Annotated in this window: 13 protein-coding genes and 1 tRNA gene; 4 read left to right on the forward strand and 10 right to left on the reverse strand. The window is 64.1% G+C overall.

The window, feature by feature from the left end:
• Positions 1-318: 318 nt before the first annotated feature.
• Positions 319-408: transfer RNA gene (locus R0382_RS10575), tRNA-Ser, on the reverse strand.
• A gap of 111 nt (positions 409-519) precedes the next feature.
• On the opposite strand from R0382_RS10575, the gene mltF reads away from it, so the two are divergent.
• Together mltF and gltX are read left to right on the forward strand one after the other, a co-directional pair.
• Positions 520-1,980: a membrane-bound lytic murein transglycosylase MltF gene (mltF, locus tag R0382_RS10580; protein WP_432719552.1), complete on the forward strand. Its 1,461-nt coding sequence runs from the start codon at positions 520-522 to the stop codon at positions 1,978-1,980.
• Between the two features lie 113 nt (positions 1,981-2,093).
• Positions 2,094-3,500: a glutamate--tRNA ligase gene (gltX, locus tag R0382_RS10585; RefSeq protein ID WP_432719553.1), complete on the forward strand. Its 1,407-nt coding sequence runs from the start codon at positions 2,094-2,096 to the stop codon at positions 3,498-3,500.
• A gap of 3 nt (positions 3,501-3,503) precedes the next feature.
• Here gltX and R0382_RS10590 read toward each other — a convergent pair whose 3' ends face one another.
• Positions 3,504-3,998, reverse strand: a complete 495-nt coding sequence (locus tag R0382_RS10590; protein ID WP_432719554.1) for a superoxide dismutase family protein — start codon at positions 3,996-3,998, stop codon at positions 3,504-3,506.
• A gap of 81 nt (positions 3,999-4,079) precedes the next feature.
• Here R0382_RS10590 and nagZ point away from each other — a divergent pair, with 81 nt between their 5' ends.
• Both nagZ and R0382_RS10600 read left to right on the forward strand, forming a co-directional pair.
• A complete protein-coding gene (gene nagZ, locus R0382_RS10595; RefSeq protein ID WP_432719555.1) occupies positions 4,080-5,603 on the forward strand; it encodes a beta-N-acetylhexosaminidase in 1,524 nt (507 codons plus the stop codon).
• Positions 5,604-5,978: 375 nt separating this feature from the next.
• Entirely contained in the window at positions 5,979-6,458 is a 480-nt protein-coding gene (locus tag R0382_RS10600; protein WP_432719556.1) for a hypothetical protein, read from the forward strand.
• A gap of 78 nt (positions 6,459-6,536) precedes the next feature.
• Here R0382_RS10600 and R0382_RS10605 read toward each other — a convergent pair whose 3' ends face one another.
• The 8 genes from R0382_RS10605 to R0382_RS10640 all read right to left on the reverse strand — a co-directional run bounded on the left by R0382_RS10605 (position 6,537) and on the right by R0382_RS10640 (position 17,275).
• A complete protein-coding gene (locus tag R0382_RS10605) occupies positions 6,537-9,074 on the reverse strand; it encodes a family 20 glycosylhydrolase (RefSeq protein ID WP_432719557.1) in 2,538 nt (845 codons plus the stop codon).
• A gap of 15 nt (positions 9,075-9,089) precedes the next feature.
• The gene (locus R0382_RS10610; protein WP_432719558.1) at positions 9,090-10,466 is read right to left on the reverse strand and encodes an MATE family efflux transporter; all 1,377 of its coding nucleotides are present in this window, start codon (positions 10,464-10,466) and stop codon (positions 9,090-9,092) included.
• Complete coding sequence (locus R0382_RS10615) at positions 10,460-11,113, reverse strand: HAD-IA family hydrolase (protein WP_432719559.1); 654 nt, start codon at positions 11,111-11,113, stop codon at positions 10,460-10,462. The genes R0382_RS10610 and R0382_RS10615 overlap by 7 nt, the downstream gene beginning before the upstream one ends.
• Positions 11,114-11,389: 276 nt before the next feature.
• Positions 11,390-12,256, reverse strand: coding sequence for a helix-turn-helix domain-containing protein (locus tag R0382_RS10620; protein WP_432719560.1), 867 nt, complete (start codon positions 12,254-12,256; stop codon positions 11,390-11,392).
• Between the two features lie 155 nt (positions 12,257-12,411).
• Positions 12,412-14,154, reverse strand: coding sequence for a glycoside hydrolase family 19 protein (locus R0382_RS10625; RefSeq protein WP_432719561.1), 1,743 nt, complete (start codon positions 14,152-14,154; stop codon positions 12,412-12,414).
• A gap of 476 nt (positions 14,155-14,630) precedes the next feature.
• Positions 14,631-15,929: a 3-phosphoshikimate 1-carboxyvinyltransferase gene (aroA, locus tag R0382_RS10630; protein ID WP_432719562.1), complete on the reverse strand. Its 1,299-nt coding sequence runs from the start codon at positions 15,927-15,929 to the stop codon at positions 14,631-14,633.
• Between the two features lie 123 nt (positions 15,930-16,052).
• Positions 16,053-16,733: an anti-sigma factor gene (locus tag R0382_RS10635; RefSeq protein WP_432719563.1), complete on the reverse strand. Its 681-nt coding sequence runs from the start codon at positions 16,731-16,733 to the stop codon at positions 16,053-16,055.
• Positions 16,730-17,275 carry a sigma-70 family RNA polymerase sigma factor gene (locus tag R0382_RS10640; RefSeq protein ID WP_432719564.1) on the reverse strand — a complete coding sequence of 182 codons (546 nt, stop codon included), beginning with the start codon at positions 17,273-17,275 and terminating at the stop codon, positions 16,730-16,732. The genes R0382_RS10635 and R0382_RS10640 overlap by 4 nt, the downstream gene beginning before the upstream one ends.
• Positions 17,276-17,331 lie beyond the last annotated feature (56 nt).

The raw sequence follows: 17,331 nt of genomic DNA on the forward strand, positions 1-17,331 counted from the left end.
GATTGATGGCGTTGGGCTTCGCGTTTACTTGACGGTCACCGATTTGGCGAGCTTGCGCAGTAACAAACCTCGGCTACTCTGCATCGGTGAAATGCAGCCGCGGTGAGTTCGAACTGTGTCGACGCAGGGAAGGGCGCCGATAAATTTCCACCCTCTGTCGCGGATCGGCGGCGGGACCGCTGGGGCGTCAGCTTACCGTTCATCGACGTCTTGAAGCATTCGGATGAACGTCTGCGCCTCAAGGCATGCTGAATGACGTGTCGTGGAGGGTAGAAATGAAAAAACCCCTGAATAATCAGGGGTTTTAGTATGGGGTCTTGGCGGAGAGGGTGGGATTCGAACCCACGGTAGGCTTGCACCTACGCCTGATTTCGAGTCAGGTACATTCGACCACTCTGCCACCTCTCCGGCAAGAGAGACGCAATATACATGGTTTTCCGACGAATGCAAAGTCTTTACGTTTGTGTTGCGGAAAAACTGTAGGCAGAATGCACGCCAACAGCATTTTTCTGGAGCGGCATGAAGAACTGGTTGATAGCTTTGGCAACGGTAGCCCTGGTCGGATGCGGCGATATGCCGGCAAACACCGCACCACAAGCGGCCTCTTGGACCGAATCGCGCGAGCTGGTTGTACTCGTGCAGAATGGTCCGACGACGTTCTACGTCGATGCAGAGGGGCATTACGCAGGGCTTGAATATGATCTCGTTACGCGTTTTGCGTCCGAAAACGGACTCAAGGTGCGCTTCGTGGTCGAACCAAACTACGCAAAGCTCTTCGAGCGGCTCCAGCGCAATGAGGCGCACCTGGCCGTCGGTGTACACGAGAGCAAAGACGAGCAAGGCATCCGCTTCGGCCCGGTCTACCAGTCGGTACGTCCGGTGCTGGTCTATCGCAATGATCGGACCGAGCAGGCCGCGCTCAACGCCATTCATGATGGCGCGATGATCGAGACGATGCCGCAATACGTGCACGCGCTGACCCAGTTCAAGGTCAAGGCGCCGTCGTTGGCCTGGAAAGTGGTCGAGGCCGGCGATAGCGAGGAACTGATCGAGGCCGTTGCGCAACGCAAGATCGACTACGCGATCGTCGGATCGCAAGTGGCCGAGCTGGCGCAAAAGTATTACCCGCAGGTGGCGATCTCCGAGAAAAGCGGCGATCCGCAACAGCTGGCGTGGGCGATGCAGGACGGTGATACCGAGCTGCAGACCAAGTTGGCGCAGTTCTTCACCGAGATCAATACCGACAAGTCGCTGGCCAAGCTCATCGATCGCTACTACGGCCATGTTGACCGCATCGCGCCACCGGATTCGGTCGCCTTCCTGAAAAAGCGTGGCAGCACGCTGCCGCGCTATGAAAAGTGGTTCAAGAAGGCCGGTGCCGAAACCAGTATCGATTGGCGCCTGCTGGCTGCGCTGTCCTATCAGGAGTCGCATTGGGATCCGGAAGCGGTGTCGGCATTCGGCGTGCGCGGCCTGATGATGCTGACGAACGATACGGCGCAACGGATGGGGGTCAACCGTCTCGATCCGCTGCAAAGCATTCAGGGCGGGGCGCGTTATCTGGCGATGCTGCGCGATGGCTTGCCCGACGATATCCCCGAACCGGACCGGACCTGGTTGGCGATGGCGGCGTACAACGTCGGTCTTGGTCACTTGCTCGATGCGCGCGAACTCGCTCGCAGGCAGGGCAAGAACCCGGATAGCTGGGCGGACATCAAGACGACCTTGCCCTTACTGCGCGATCCGAAGTACTACAACACGGTGCGTTTCGGTTATGCCCGTGGCGGCGAGCCGGTCGCCTATGTCGAAACCCTGCGCAGTTTCTACGACATCCTCGTGCGTTTCGAGGAGCCCCAGATGCAGGCCGAGCCGCGTCTGGCAGCCAATGTCCAGGTCCAGAATCCGGCCAACCGGGTCTTGCAGATCAATAACCGCGTCCAGCCGAGCAAATCCAAGCCGGTCATGACCGCAGCGCTGTAAAGCGCACTTTCGCGACGATGTGAAGCTGCCGGCCTGATGGCCGGTTTTTTCTGCCCGGCGTCCGCGCCGCTGCAGGTAAAATATCGCCTTTGCGATTCAGACCTGTTGCCGCCATGACTGCTACGACTTCCGCCATCCGCACCCGATTCGCGCCCAGCCCCACCGGGCTGCTGCATATCGGCGGCGTGCGCACCGCGCTGTTTTCCTGGGCCTACGCCAAAAAGCATGCTGGCGTTTTCGTGCTGCGCATCGAAGACACCGACCTCGAGCGGTCGACGCCGGAATCGGTCGCGGCCATCATGGATGGCATGCACTGGGTCGGCCTCGATTACGACGAAGGCCCGTTCTACCAGATGCAGCGGATGGAGCGGTACAAGGCGGTCATCGCGCAGATGCTCGCCTCCGGCCACGCCTACCACTGCTACTGCTCGCGCGAGGAGCTCGACGCAATGCGCGCCGAGGCCGAAGCACGCGGCGAGAAACCGCGTTACGATCGCCGCTGGCGTCCGGAGGATGGCAAGACGCTGCCGGAAATCCCGGCCGGTGTCTCGCCGGTGGTGCGTTTCCGTACGCCGATCGATGGCGTGGTCGCCTGGGATGACGCGGTCAAGGGCCGGATCGAGATTGGCAATACCGAACTCGACGACCTGATCATCGCCCGCCCGGACGGTACGCCGACGTACAACTTCTGCGTGGTCGTCGACGACTGGGACATGCAGATCAGCCACGTGATCCGCGGTGACGACCACGTCAACAACACGCCGCGGCAGATCCACATGTACCAGGCGCTTGGCGCCACGGTGCCGGTGTTTGCGCATCTGCCGATGATCTTCAACGATCAGGGGCAGAAGATGAGCAAGCGCCGCGATGCGGTCAGCGTGGTCGACTACGACAAGATGGGTTTCCTGCCCGAAGCGCTGCTGAACTATCTGGCGCGTCTCGGCTGGGCGCATGGCGATGACGAGTTCTTCACCATGGATCAGTTCGTCGAATGGTTCGACCTCGCCAACGTCAGCCCGAGTCCGAGCCGTTTCGACCGCGACAAGCTCTTGTGGCTGAACGCGCAGCACATCAAGGCGGCCGAGCCGCAGCGGCTGGCCGAGCGTGTCGGCGCTTTCCTGGCCGACAAGGGCGTCGACTTCACGAGCGGCCCGGCGCTGGCCGAGGTGTGCGTGCTGCTGAAGGACCGTAGCCAGACCCTGGTCGAGATGGCCGATCAGGCCGAGTATTTCTACCGGCCACTGGTGCCGACCGTTGAAGTCGCCGAGAAGCACCTGACGCCGGACGACGAAGCGCGGCTTGGCCTCTTTGCCGAAGGCGTCGCCCGGCTCGACACCTGGGATCAGGCGAGCCTGTCGCAATTCATCAAGGATTTCGTCAAGCAGCAGGGCGTGAAGATGCCGCAGGTCGGCATGCCGCTGCGTGCCAAGGTGTTCGGCACGACGAGCACGCCATCGGTCGACGCCGTGCTGGCGCTGATCGGCCGCGAGGAAGTGCTGCGCCGGCTGGCGTCCAGCTAGAAGCTAGCTGATGATGCCGCAGGCAATCCGGGCGCCGGCATTGCCTGCGGGCTGGCTTTTCAGGTCATCGGCGCCGGCGTGCACGATCAGCGACCGGCCGTGCAGCAGGTCGAGCCGGACGCCCTGGACGGTGAGCGATGTCGACACCCGGCCATCGGCGCCGGCGACGACATTGCCGAAATCGCCGACATGGTGATCCAGCGCATCCGGGGCGCCATGCTGATGCTTGTCGGGATTGAAGTGCCCGCCGGCGCTGGACGCATCCGGCGCCGAGCAATCACCTTTTTCGTGCACGTGAAAACCGTGCTGTCCCGGTGTCAGCCCGCTCAGCGTCACGTCCAGCAAGAGTGCATCGCCACTCTGTCGGAAGCTGACCTTGCCGGTCGTGGTTTGCCCACTGGTCGGTAGTAGCGTCGCTTGCGCGGTCTGGCGCGATTGGGGCAGCAGCGAGCAGGCGCTTAGCGTCGCGACGGCTGTCAGCATTAGGGCATGGCGCATGGCGGACTCCGGCGGCGCAAATGAACGCCGATCATTTCGATGTAGTCCCGCGATGCGATCGCAGCAAGCAGGAGAAGACGAATGACCTTACAAGAGCAGATCGGCCAGTTGCTGATGGCCGGTTTCGACGGACTGATGCCGTCGCCGGGGATCGAGCGCTTGATTCGCGAGCACCGCATCGGCGGCGTGATCCTGTTCCGCCGCAACGTCGAGAGTCCGGCGCAGGTCGCCGCTTTGTGCCGGCGCTTGCAGCAGATCAACGCTGAAGTCAGCGCCGTGCCGCTGCTGATCGGCATCGATCAGGAGGGCGGCATGGTCATGCGGATCGAGGACGGCATGACGCCTTTGCCGTCGGCACTGGCGTATCAGGCTGCCGGCTCGGTCGACGATTGCCGCGCGCTGACCCGGATCGGCAATGCCGAGCTGCTCGCGCTCGGGATCAATATCAATTTTGCCCCGGTACTCGACGTCAACAACAACCGCGCCAATCCGGTCATCGGCGTGCGTGCGTTCGGCGAGGACGTCGATACCGTCTGCCGCTACGGGCTGGCGGCACTCGAAGGCATCCATGCCGCCGGGCTGGCGGCCACGGCCAAGCATTTCCCCGGTCATGGTGACACCGATACCGATTCGCACCTTGGCGTGCCGCGGGTCGGCCACGACCGTGCGCGGCTTGATGCGGTCGAACTGGCGCCGTTCCGTGCGGCCATTGCCGCCGGTGTCGATGCGGTGATGAGCTCGCACGTTGCGTTTCCGGCGGTCGAAGCCGATCCGGATCTGCCGTCGACGCGTTCGCACGCCGTGCTGACCGGCCTGCTGCGCGACGAGCTCGGTTTCAAGGGCGTGGTGTTCACCGACTGCCTGGAAATGGATGCGATCGCCAAGGGGCCGGGTGGCACGGTTGGTGGCGCGGTCGATGCCTTCAAGGCCGGGGCCGACGTCGTGCTGATTTCACACCGTGAGGACAGGCAGCGGGATTTTCTCGCCGCGATGGCGACAGCGGTCGAGGCCGGTGGCATTGCGCCCGCGCGGATTGAAGCGTCGGTGGCGCGCATTCTGACGCTCAAGCGACGTGTTCCCGACTGGCGTGCTTTGCCAGCCGATCCTGCGCCGCAGCTTCGCACCGAAGCGGCCTTGGCGCTGGCGCAGCGGGTGCAGAACCAGGCCGTGCGCCGGCAGGGGCGCGGCATCGATCCGAGCAAGCCGGTGCTGCTGCTGACGTTTGAAGTCCGTACGCGGACCGAGATCGACGAGGTCGCGATGGGCAAGGCTGCGCTGATGCGCGATACGCTTGCAACGGCACTGCTGGCGGCGGGGGTGAACGTCGAGGAAATCGCCTTGCCGCTGGCGCCCAGTACCGACGAGACCGCCGCCGCACTGGCGCGTGCTGCCGAAGCCGGGCAGATCGTCTGCGTCAGCTACAACGCGGTGCTGCAGCCGGCACAGCAGGCGATGATCACGGCCTTGCCGACCGAGCGCCTGTGGCTGGTTGCCGGGCGCTTGCCGTATGACACCGATCTGGTGCCGCAAGCGGCGGGGCGGCTGGCGGCCTTCGGCAATCGGCCGGCGATGCTGGCCGCCGTTGCCGACGCGCTGCTGCACTGAACAAAAAAAGCGGGGAGCCGAAGCTCCCCGTCAAGACCACATGCCTCAGGTCAAGGCATGAGCAGCATTCGTTGCCGATGTCGGCGGATGCGGCTTGCGCGCATCTCGCGATCGAAGTGGTCTTATCACCGCCGGAAATATGCCGACACAATAATAACGGTGATAGTTGTAATGTCAAGAAAACTGCCGGCGTTTTCCATGGATATGCCCGGTTTTTGCCGACGTTGGTCTTTCATGGTCTGCATTTTTCGATTCTTGTATCAAAAATGCGACGATAGAGTGGTCTGATCGTCGATGAGTGGATGGTCTGGTTGACTCGGGCATGGGAATCGTTCAGGTATACTGATCGCCCCGATTTCAACTGAACGTCCTCCGATGCGTGCTCTGCTTGCCCTGATGCTGAGTTTTTCCCTCTGCGCCGCTTTTGCCGAGGATGCGCCGTTGCCGTTCGATGATCCCGCTGCTTTGCCTCCGCCGGCAGCCCGTGCCGCGCCGCAGCCCCGCAAAGCGTCCGTCCGGGCCGAGAGCACGGCGCAGGCCAAATCGACCCGTCACTACAGCAAGGCTTCCAGCAAGCGCAGTCAGGCGAAGCATCGCTCGACCAAGGTGTCGGGCAAATCGCACGCCCGCAAGACCGCTAGCCGCCAGAGCACGAAGTCGCACAAGGCCGCCCCGACCCGTAGTGCGAAGAAAAGCAGTGTGAAGAAGCACAGCACGGCGAAGACCTCGGCGGGCAAACGCGCCAGCTACAAAAGCACGCACAAGGCCAAGCGCGCGCCCAAGAGCACGGCGACCAAAAAAACGCACGCCAAGACGGCCTCCAAACACAGCAAATCGCCACGTCAGAAACACTGACGCCGGACGTTTACACCGCTAAGCCGGCAGCGCAATGCCGTCGCATTGGCTGACCGGCTTGTGCGGCAATGATTGTCGTCAGCGGCGCGTCGTCCCCTCGGCGGCGAGGCAGACCGTTGCACTCTTTCGCTGCGTGCTGCTGAACGCGGCCAGTTTCACCGGCCCGCTCACGCGAACTTCGCCGGTATACAGCGTCGATTTGAAATCCGGCGCGCTGCCGTCGGTGCTGAAGCGGATGGCGAGGCCGGGGGCGGACACATTGGCGCTCAGCACGCCGTTCGCAATCTTTGCGCCCGGCGGCGGGATGCGATAGCCGTAGCCGCCCGACAGGCCGTCCAGCCGTGGCAGTTCGCGCTGGCCCAGCCGATTGGCAAACTCGTTCCAGTCTGACCCCATCTTCGCCTGGCGCGCCGCCGCGTCGGCGATGCAGGTCCAGCCCGGATCGCGGGCCCAGGCCCGCTCGGCCAGCGCGATCAGTCGTGGCAGCGCCAGATATTCAAGCCGTTCACGATTGCAGATGTTCTCCGCCCACAGATGCCCCTGCATGCCGAGAATATTCTTCCTGCCGGCCTCGCTCAAACGGGTTTTGCCGGCGAGGTCTTCGGCGTCGAGCGGATGGCCCAGATGCGTTGTGCTAGCGGTGGCAAAGATGTCCAGCGGGCAGAATTCGAAGGTATCGCGCGTTTCGATAAAGCCGCCCCAGTAATAGCCGGGCTCGGCCGGATCCTTGGCGTAGGCCAGATCGAAGTACAGCGGGTTCACATTGCACAGCACGGTTTCATAGCCGGCATTGGCCAGCCGGTAGGCCAGGTCCTCCTGTCCGCCACCCCAGGTGGTGTTCCAGACATAGGGCCGAAGACCGGCATCGATGAAGTCGGGGTTGATCTGATGGCGCTGTGTGCCGCTGCTTTTCCTGAGGGCCATTTCTTCCCAGCCCGCAAACCCCAGCGCGTGCTTCTTGAGGATGTCCCGATACCGCGCCAGCGCGTACACCCGCAAAGCGTCGATGTCTGGCAGGCCCTTTTCGGCCATGAAGGCCTTGCAGGTGGGCGAGTGCGTCCATGTGCCGGCAGGCACCTCATCAGCGCCGGCCTGCACCGTCGTGAGTCTGGCGCCGGCTTCGGCGTACATGGCTTTGACGTCGACCACTACCGTTTCGATGAAGCGGTAGTACGACTCCTGGCCGATGCAGATCACGTTGTCGTGCCAGAGCTGGACCGATTCATAGCAGGATGCGTCATCGGGATCGGACAACAGGTATTCCAGTGCCTCGTGTTCGCGGCCTGCCTTCAGCAATCGCGCATGGCGCTGCTTCATCGCCTGAATGGCGGCCCTTGCATGCCCCGGGGTCGTGAATTCCGGGATGACTTCGATATGTCGTTCGGTGGCATAGCGCAGGATGTCGATGAAATCCTGCCGCGTGTAATGGCCTGTTCCGGCGCTGCCATCGGCTTGCGGTCCGGAGCCGAAGCTCGGCGGCAAGTGATCCGGGTGATCGTGGCCGCGCTGGCTGGCCGCGCCGACCAGCTCGGGCAGCGACGGAATCTCGAGCCGCCAGCCTTCGTCATCACTCAGGTGGAAGTGGAAGCGGTTGAGCTTGTACAAGGCCATGCAGTCCAGCAGCCGCAACACGGTCCGCTTGCTGGAAAAATGCCGGCCGACATCGAGCATCATGCCGCGATAGCCGAAACGCGGCGCATCGACGATGTGGCCGCACGGTACGGCAAGCACCGGTCGGGGATTGATGAAGGCCGCCACCGGCAGCAACTGGCGCAGGCTCTGGATGCCGTTGAAAACGCCGGCCGCGCTGGCGCCGCTGATGCGGACGCCGCTGGCGGCGATCTCCAGTTCATACGCTTCGTCTGCGATCACGTCCCCGCCCACGGCCACCGGCGCGATCCGCAGCGCTATCGCCAGGCAGCCCGACGGACAAAAGGCCGCGCGCTGGAGTTGCAATCCGGTGACTTCGGCAATGCTGGCGCGCAGCAAGGCCGCTTCTGGCGCCAGCGCCGCCTCGTGCACGATCAGCGTGTCCTTGCCCAGCGTGAAATGCCCGCCGGTGTAGCTGGCCTGCAGCGGCGACGGGGTGATTTTGCCGACCTGCTCGTCGGGCAGCAGCGTCAGCCCGATGTTGCGTTCATAGGCGAGCTGCGGCGTGTGGGGCGGCACCCGATCGAGGCGATTGCGGTTTCTCTGCGCATCGCTGACAAAGGGCGCGATGTCCGGGTCGCCGATGGCTGCGATCCGTTCGCTGTCGGTGCCGGCGTCGTACACCATGTAAAAGCCGAGCGGCGCGTCGGTATCGCTGATCAGCCAGAACGGTCCCTTGTAGCGGATGAGCTTTGTTTCGCCCGGTGCCAGCACGCCGAACTCCGCGGTGGGCGACCAACGCCAGAGGTCGCCGTTTTCATGGTCGATGCGTATGCCCGTGGAGACGCTCTCCGGATTGATCTTGCGACAGGTGTTGAAGTACAAGGCCCAGCCGCTGCCGGGCAGGGGGAGGTGGGAGAGATTGCGTATCTGCAACTCGGCGACGTAGTTGTCGCCGTCATGCGCGTTGCCGATGCATTGCCAGCTCAAAGCCAGATGCGATGCGGCGGGAAAGGGCGTGCTCATGGGGGATGGGCCTGTTCAGGAGGATGCGATGGCGGGCTGGATCATCGATCTGATCCACAAGCGGCAACGGATGCGCCGGGTCGTCAGTACGGCCTTGACGACGTCTTCGAGCATGACCAGCACGAAGACGGCCGGCAGCGGCAGCTCGAAATAGAAGGCCCCGAGCAGTGCCAGCGGAATGCCGACGCACCACTGGCCGATCACGTCGATTTTCAGGCCGGCGCCGACATCGCCGCCGCTGCGCAGCACGCCGCTGATGCCGACGGCATTGATGGTCTTGATCCAGAAGGTGATGACCATGATGACGTACACCTGCGTGGCGACGGCGTGGGTCTCGCCGTCGAGCCGGAACACGTGCAGCAGCAGCGGCATGGCCAGCAGCAGCGTGACGCCGAGCACGACCGAGGTGCCGATGCTGATCCGCAGGTAAAGCCAGCCGAGGCGTCGGGCCTGGACGAAGCGGCCTTGCCCCAGCCGGTGTCCCAGCAGGATCGACGTGGCGGTCGCGAGACCCTGTTCAACCGCGATGCTGATCGCTTCGAGCGGTGTCAGCGAGGCCATGATGGCCAGTTCGCGGGTGCCGATCCGGCCGTAGATGGCGCCGTAGGTAAAGATGCCCAGCGCCCAGATCAGTCCGTTGACCGTCGTCGGCACCGCGATGCCCAGATAATGGCCGACAAAGCCTTGCGGCAAGGTGGCGAGATCCCGCCAGCGGGGCATGAGTTCGGGCTTGCAAAGCGAGATGTAGACCAGCATCAGCACCGCTTCGAGCGCCGTGCTGAACAGCGTGGCCCAGGCCGCGCCCATGATGCCTTGCGCCGGCAACGGACCGGCGCCGTTGATGAGGATGATGCACAGGATGACATTGGCGGTGACGCCGATCAGGCTGAGCATGGTCGCGGTCCCTGCGTGGCCGCTGACCCGCAGGCCGATGCCCAGCACCGTGCCGATGGCCATGAAGACAAAGGCGCCGGCGAAGACCTGCAAATAGTTCGCCGCATTGGCGATCACCGCAGGATCGGTGCTCGCCAGCCCGATGATGGCCTCGGCAAAGACGCCGAAAGCGATTGCGACCGGGACGACAATGAAGGCGAGCGAGAGCAGCAGACCGAGGCCGATCGAGCGGCGCAGGCCCTGTGGATCGCCGTGGCCGGCGTATTGCGCGCCCAGCACGCTGCAACCGCTGGCGAGCCCGGCCAGCGCAACCATGCCGACCATCACGGCCTTGCTGGCAATGCCGACCGTCGCCACCGCCACCTCGCCAAGATGGGCGGTGAGCACGATGTCGGTGATATTGCGTGCCGACATGAACAGCAGCTGCAGCATCACCGGAATCGCCAGTGCATAGAACTGGCGCAGCGCCAGCCGCAGGCGCGGGCTGATCGTCAGCATGCTGCATCCTGCTGCGGCATCGGCGCGTGCAATTGCAGCTCACTCAGGTCATCGACGATCCAGTTGGCATCGCCGAGCGCGTGATCCGGATGCGACGTCCGCAAGGCCACGACGGCCAGACCGGCCGCACGGGCGGAAAGGATGCCGGCCGGCGCATCCTCGAAGGCCAGAATCCGCGATGCCGGCAGGCCGAGTTTCGCCATGCCAAGTACATAGGGTTCGGGGTCGGGCTTGCCGTGCCGGACATCCTCCGCACCGATCAGTATTGGCGGCTGAGGCAGGGCCAAGTAGCCCAGCTTGGCGATCGCGAGCTGGCACGGTGCCGACGTGACCACACCCCACTGCTGCCCCGTGGCGGCCATCCATTCGAGCAGCGCCCGGGCACCGGCGATGGCGACGGTGCCTTCCAGCGTCTGCTGCTCTTCGGCGATCAGCGCCTGCAGCACCGCTTCTGCGTCAAGATGGGGGGCGACAAGGCGGATGGTATCGATGCCGCGGCGGCCATGGATATGCTGCAGCACGTGGTCGGCGTCGAGCCCCTCGCGCTTGGCCCAGCGCCGCCAGAGCCCTTCGATGCAAGGCGTGGAGTCGAGCAGGGTGCCGTCCATGTCGAACAGGAAGCCGTCGAACTGATTCAGGCCAAGCATGGGATTCACCTTCGGTTTCATCGGGAAACCAAGGCTGCCATGCCGATATCCGGCTATCAATGGATGGACAGAATATTGGAATATCCAGTGTCGGATGTGGATATCCGGGGATCACGATCCCGCGCCGGGCGGGGCCTTAGAGCGGCGAACAAAATCCTGCTGGCTGCGTTGCGCTCACTTGTCGTACTTCTTGTACTGTTGTGACCGAAGGGAATCCCTGTGGGACATTTCGTGCGCCTTGCCAGCACCAGTTTCACTGGGGGTTGTTCGCCGCTCTTACTCCGCGTCGGGGCGATGGAAGCGTGTGCGGAATTGGCCCGGCGACATGCCCTTGCTGGCGCGGAACTGCCGGTTGAAATGCGAGAGGTTGCGGTAACCGGTGTCGTGGGCGATGGCCGCGACCGGCTTGTTCGAGTCGATCAGCTCGGCGCAGGCGCGACCGATGCGCAAGCGGGCGACGTATTCCGAAATGCTGGCGCGGGTGTGCTGGCGAAAGGCCCGGCACAGGCTGTTGACGGTAAGGTTGGCCAGCGCGGCCAGTTGCGGCAGATCGAGCGGCTCGCGGTAGTGGCTGGTCAGATACTGCGTGACCCGGGTGATGCGGCTTTCGCCATGGCGATTGGGCGAGCCCGAGAAGGCGGTCGACGACAGCTGCACCGGCTGATCCGATTTCAGTACGCCGAGCACCTGCAGCAGCAGGATCAGCCGCGTCATCGGCGCGGCTTCTTCCATTTGAGTGATCAGCGGACGGACCTGCTCGAGCACGGCATCGCTGAACTTCAGGCCGCGCGAGGCATCGGCCAGCCAGCGTAGCAGCGGCTGGAATTCCGGGCAGGCGGCGCACAGGCGCTCGATCCATTCATGCGTGAACCAGATGACCCGCACCGCGATCAGGTGCTCGGCCGACACGGCCTGCACCGCCCAGGTGTGCGGCAGATTGGGGCCGGTCAGCACCAGATCGCCGCCATCGCAGGCGCCGATGTGGTCGCCGATGTAGCGGCTGCCGCTGGCGTTCAGTACCAGCGATAGCTCGTATTCCGGGTGGTAGTGCCAGTTGAACGGCAGCGCGGTCTGCGCGTTGCGCTGGAAGAATGCCCACGATTCGCCATTGTCTGCGGTGATGACTTCGAAGTTCGCTTTCATGCGGGCTCATGACGTTTGGACCGGCGGTGCACGCGCCGGGATGTTCAGGCGATTCTATACGGGCCGGGCAGAACACTGCGCATGTCGCGCCACAGCGAGGGCGGACAAAGAAAAACGGGGGCCGCAGCCCCCGTTGTGTCGTGCACGAGCGTGATTTACTTCAGCGTCACGCCCCAGTTCTTCTCGACGCACTTCACGTAGTTGCCTTCGAGCAGCGCGTTGTACGGCGTCTGGTAGCTGACCAGCATGCACTGGTTTTCACCGCCGGTATTCCAGTTCTTTTCCCAGTAGATGTTGTACGCCGCCGAGCTGCCCGGGCCGAAGCGCTGCATGGTGGCGCAGCTCAGCTGCTCCTTGCTGTAGTCCCAGCCCAGTTCGCGCGAAAATTCCTTGTAGTAGTCGATCCGGTTCTGCGCCGCCTGCTTCTCGGTGCCGAGGCCGCATTCGGCGTTGATGATCTGGATCGTCGTCGCGAAGTTGTTGCCGGTGCCGGCAGCCTGGTCGGTCTGGTTCGGTACCCAGGTGCCGTCGATCACGTGCAGCATCGACGGTTTCGGCGGTTGCGGGTAGACGAAGAAGAACGTCGCGCTGGCGAGGTTGAGCCAGGTCGAGGCCACGAGGTCCGGTTCGTTCAAGAGCTTGAACTGGTCGCCGTTGTACATCGCCTGCGAGAACGGCCCGTAGTTGTAGTTGTACGAGAGCTGCTTGGCGCCGCGACCGAAGTATTTCTTCCAGCTGCCGTCGGCGTTCTTGCCGCAGGTCCACACGGTGTTGAAGACCGGGTCGGCGCACTCGGTGTTGTAACCGCAGCTCAGGCCGGTTTCATCGCAACCCATCTCGCGCAGATACTTCAGCGCCTGACGCCATTCCGGCACGGTGTCGTTCTTGTTGTGATCGCCGGTTTCCTGTGCGAAGTGCGCGAACATCGTCGCCAGACTGTGGCGGCAGATCGCATCGGCGTCACGGCCATCCTTGTAGTCGTCGCAGATCGCCGGGAACTTGGCGTTGGCCTGCAGGAAGCGCTGGTAGGTGTAGCTCGGCTCGCGGCGCGGGAACAGGTATTCCCACTTGGCTTCGGGCAGGATGCGCTCGATCCGCTTCACGTTGATCGGGTTGTCGGCCTTGCCCGGCGCGACGGCATCGACGACGGCGTTCGGTGCGGTGCGGATCGACGCCTTGATGGTGCGGAAGAAATCGTTATTGGTCAGCTCGACTTCCTTGGCCTCGGCCTGGGCCTTGGTCAGCGGGCCGCTCGGAGCCGGGGTCGGCGTGCCGCCGCCGCCGGTCGAACCGCCGCTGCAGGCACCGGCATCGACCCAGACGCCACCCTTGCTCGGGTCGTCGCCCTTGGTCCACCACTTGGCGCTGTAGTTGTGATTCAGATAGCTGGCGGTTGCGCCGCCGCTGTAGGCGGTGCCGGCATTCCACGCGGCGACGCAAGCGGTGCCGGCCGGTGTCGGAGCGGGCGTCGGAGCGGGCGTCGGAGCGGGCGTCGGAGCGGGCGTCGGAGCGGGCGTCGGTGCCGGTGTCGGAGCGGGCGTCGGAGCGGGTGTCGGAGCGGGTGTCGGAGCGGGCGTCGGAGCGGGCGTCGGAGCGGGCGTCGGCGCAGGTGTCGGTTTCGGTGTGGGGGCGGGCGTTGGGGCCGGCGTCGGTGTCGGCGTCGGCGTAGGAGCGCCGGTGCTTGCGCCAAGGTCTTTCCACAGCGTCGGCGTGGTCGACGGGGTCCAGCCGGCACCGAGGTAGGCGGTATGGCTGACTAACGCCTGATAGTCGTGTCCCAGATAACTGACCGTCGTCCCTGCGGTATAGGTCGTACCTTCTTGCCAGGCCGGGGCGGCGTAGGCCTGTGCAGCAAACACTGCGGCCACGGCGAGCGCGGCGATTTTCGGATAGTGCATCTCGACTCCATCGTTATTGTGCGGCGTCGGGACCGGATCGGGCCGTGCCACTGTGGTCATGCAAAAAGCAAGGCGATGGTATCACCGCGATCGCACTACACATTTCAGCCCCCAGCCTGTAAGCCAGATGCTGAATCGGCGAAGCCAAGGCATACGCTGCCGTCTGCTTCCTAGGCGTTCGTGCGCCTGAAGATTGGATTGGCCTTGTAAAACAAGCTGGTATCAAGTCTCGTACCGGACTCATACCTTTGGCGATGGGTAGGGCCGGTGGAACACGCGCGATATGGAGGCCGGTTTCGACGTGGCGGGCCAGCCGACATGCGTCGGTTTCTGCATGGCAAACGGTAGTCGGATTTGCGCCGACTACAATGCAGGTTTACGAGCCGCTGAATTATTTGCTGACTTGAAAAGAAAGAAGGCCGGCAATGCCGGCCTTTTTCATGGCGGGTACAACGCTGCCAGCGTGCTCTTCCGCGTCAAGCGGCGATGCGCGCCAGCTCGGCAAAGTAGGTCGGGAAGGTCTTGGCGGTGCAGTTCGGATCGAGAATCCGCACCGGCACGCCGCCGAGCGCCACCAGCGAGAAACACATCGCCATCCGGTGATCGTCATAGGTGGCGATTTCGGCGTTCGGCGTCAGCGCGGCGGGCGGGGTCACGACGATGTAATCCTGGCCTTCCTCGACGGTGGCGCCGACCTTGCGCAGCTCGGTCGCCATCGCGCTAAGGCGGTCGGTTTCCTTGACGCGCCAGCTCTCGATATTGCGGATTGTCGTCGTGCCGTCGGCGAACAGCGCGGCGACGGCGATCGTCATCGCCGCATCGGGAATGTGGTTGAGATCGACGTCGACCGCCTTGAGCCTGCCCGAGGCCGGCGGCGCGACCTCGATCCAGTTCGGCCCCCAGCTGACCTGCGCGCCCATCTGTTCCAGCGTTTCGGCAAAGCGCTTGTCGCCCTGAATACTCTCGGCACCGACGCCTTCGACGCGCAGCGCGCCACCCTGAGCCGCGATCGCGCCGGCGGCGAGGAAGTAAGACGCGCTCGACGCATCGCCCTCGACAAAGACCTCGCCGGGGCTCACATAGCGCTGGCCGCCACGGATGACGAATTCCTGCCAGTCGCGGTTTTCGACGCTGACGCCGAATTTGGCCATCAGGTTCAGCGTGATTTCGATATACGGCTTGGAGATCAGTTCGCCGACCAGTTCGATGGTGACGTCCTCGCCGGTGAGCGGCAGCGACATCAGCAAGGCGGTGAGGAACTGGCTGGAGACATTGCCCTTGACCGGAATGCGCCGGCCGCTGCCGATCTCGCCCGGGTGAATCGCCAGCGGCGGGAAGCCCTCGTTGCCGAGGTAGTCGATTTTGGCGCCGGCAACGCGCAACGCATCGACCAGGTCGCCGATCGGCCGCTCGTGCATCCGCGCGACGCCCTTGAGCGTGTATTCGCCGCCGGCCATCGCCAGCGCGGCGGTCAGCGAGCGGACCGCGGTGCCCGCGTTGCCGAGGAAGAATTCGCCGTGCTTGACCGGAAAGACCCCGTTGCCACCCTGGACGACGAAATCGCGCGTGTCGCCTTGCTGGCGGCAGGCAATGCCGAGTTGCTCCAGCGCTTCGAGCATGCGCTGGGTGTCGTCGGAGCCGAGCAGACCGCGAATCAGCGTTTCGCCCTCGGCGAGCGCGGCCAGCAGCAGGATGCGGTTGGAAATGCTCTTGGAGCCGGGGATTTGCACAGCGCCGCGGACGTGGGCGATCGGGGCGAGGTCGAGATATTCCATGTTCAGGCAGGCAGGATTGGGGGAAACCCCGATCATAGCGCGGCGGCAGTCGTTTCGGCGACCGCCGCCAGGAGTAGGGCGCGCCGGGCGAACCTGTGCTTCGCCCGAATCCTTGGTCGGGGCCTAGATGCTGAGCATCTTGCCCGAGTACAGCACCGGCCCGGTCGGCTGGCCGGTCGGCGATCCGCCCGGGGGCTCCAGGCTGACCGCGAGCGCCGGAATCAACCCAGCCTGCTGTTTCAGCTCGATCACGGTCTTGCCGTCCGGCGCGATCAGCCCCAGCGATTGCGGCTTGCCGCCTTCGGGCAGCGCCCACAGTTCCAGCGCTTTTTGCGCCGAGACCTGACGCAGATCGTTCAGCGGCTTGATCTTTAGCCGGCCGTCGCGGGTGGCGCTGGCCAGCAGCGCGATCTGGGCCTGCGGATCCTGCAGCACCGCGAGGTACTGCGCTTCGGCGCCACGCTGTACCAGCGTCGGATAGATCAACACGCCGGCGAGCAGCGCCGCGGCAAAGCCGCCGGTCAGCGCGCGCCAGAACGCCAGGCCGCGCCAGCTCCAGGCCGATGCCGGCCGGTCTGCCTGGAGCCGCCGTTCAATGCCGCGCCAGACCCGCGCCGGCGGGGCGACCTCGGGCAGGGCGCTGGCCAGCGGCAGCAGGCGCAATTCCCAGTCGGTGACGGTACGGCGCAGATTGGCATCGGCCATCATCAGTTTTTCAAAACGGCGACGCGCCGGGCCACGCAAGCTACCGAGCACATACCGGCTTGCAAGCCGGTCACGCAATTGCGGGTTGAAGGTTCTCATCCCAGACACCCCTTGAGCTTGTCCAGACCACGCCTGACCCAGCTCTTGATCGTACCGATCGGCTGACTCAGATGCTGGGCGACTTCGCTGTGGCTGAGCCCCTCGAAAAAGGCCAGCGCGATGGCCTGACGCTGATTGCCGTCGAGCGTTTTCAGGCAGCCGGCCAGCTGCGCGCTCGATTCCTGCGTCAGCAACAAGGCCATCGGTCCGGGCGCATCATCAGCCCAGCTTTCAGCGAAGTCGTCGTCGGGGGCGGGGACTTCAAGGTTCGGCCGGTCTAGCCGGTCGAAACAGCGGTTGCGAACGATGCGCGTCATCCAGGTCATCGGCTGGCTTTTCAGCGGATCGTAGCGGTTGGCGTGCTGCCAGATGCTGACATAGCACTCCTGCAAGACCTCTTCGGCCCAATCCCGTCGCCGCAATATACGGAGCGCAACGGCAAACAGTTTCGCCGAGGTCAGCCGGTACAGCGTTTCGAGTGCGCGCTGCCGGCCGAGGCTGCACTCACCGAGCAGGGTAGTCAGTTGGTCTGGCGAGGTCATGGGCGGGGCCGGGGTCAAGTTCTGACAAATATAGTCAGCCGATGGGCGGTCAGCCA

Origin of the sequence: Jeongeupia wiesaeckerbachi (assembly GCF_050916355.1) — a bacterium.
GTDB classification, from domain to species: domain Bacteria; phylum Pseudomonadota; class Gammaproteobacteria; order Burkholderiales; family Chitinibacteraceae; genus Jeongeupia; species Jeongeupia wiesaeckerbachi.

Bases quoted from the DNA above. Each gene is read 5' to 3' on its own strand.
- R0382_RS10610 (WP_432719558.1), bottom strand. From the start codon at position 10,466: ATGCTGACGATCAGCCCGCGCCTGCGGCTGGCGCTGCGCCAGTTCTAT.
- R0382_RS10640 (WP_432719564.1), bottom strand. From the start codon at position 17,275: ATGACCTCGCCAGACCAACTGACTACCCTGCTCGGTGAGTGCAGCCTC.
- gltX (WP_432719553.1), top strand. From the start codon at position 2,094: ATGACTGCTACGACTTCCGCCATCCGCACCCGATTCGCGCCCAGCCCC.
- R0382_RS10600 (WP_432719556.1), top strand. From the start codon at position 5,979: ATGCGTGCTCTGCTTGCCCTGATGCTGAGTTTTTCCCTCTGCGCCGCT.
- R0382_RS10605 (WP_432719557.1), bottom strand. From the start codon at position 9,074: ATGAGCACGCCCTTTCCCGCCGCATCGCATCTGGCTTTGAGCTGGCAA.
- R0382_RS10590 (WP_432719554.1), bottom strand. From the start codon at position 3,998: ATGCGCCATGCCCTAATGCTGACAGCCGTCGCGACGCTAAGCGCCTGC.
- R0382_RS10625 (WP_432719561.1), bottom strand. From the start codon at position 14,154: ATGCACTATCCGAAAATCGCCGCGCTCGCCGTGGCCGCAGTGTTTGCT.
- R0382_RS10620 (WP_432719560.1), bottom strand. From the start codon at position 12,256: ATGAAAGCGAACTTCGAAGTCATCACCGCAGACAATGGCGAATCGTGG.
- R0382_RS10615 (WP_432719559.1), bottom strand. From the start codon at position 11,113: ATGCTTGGCCTGAATCAGTTCGACGGCTTCCTGTTCGACATGGACGGC.
- mltF (WP_432719552.1), top strand. From the start codon at position 520: ATGAAGAACTGGTTGATAGCTTTGGCAACGGTAGCCCTGGTCGGATGC.
- nagZ (WP_432719555.1), top strand. From the start codon at position 4,080: ATGACCTTACAAGAGCAGATCGGCCAGTTGCTGATGGCCGGTTTCGAC.
- aroA (WP_432719562.1), bottom strand. From the start codon at position 15,929: ATGGAATATCTCGACCTCGCCCCGATCGCCCACGTCCGCGGCGCTGTG.
- R0382_RS10635 (WP_432719563.1), bottom strand. From the start codon at position 16,733: ATGAGAACCTTCAACCCGCAATTGCGTGACCGGCTTGCAAGCCGGTAT.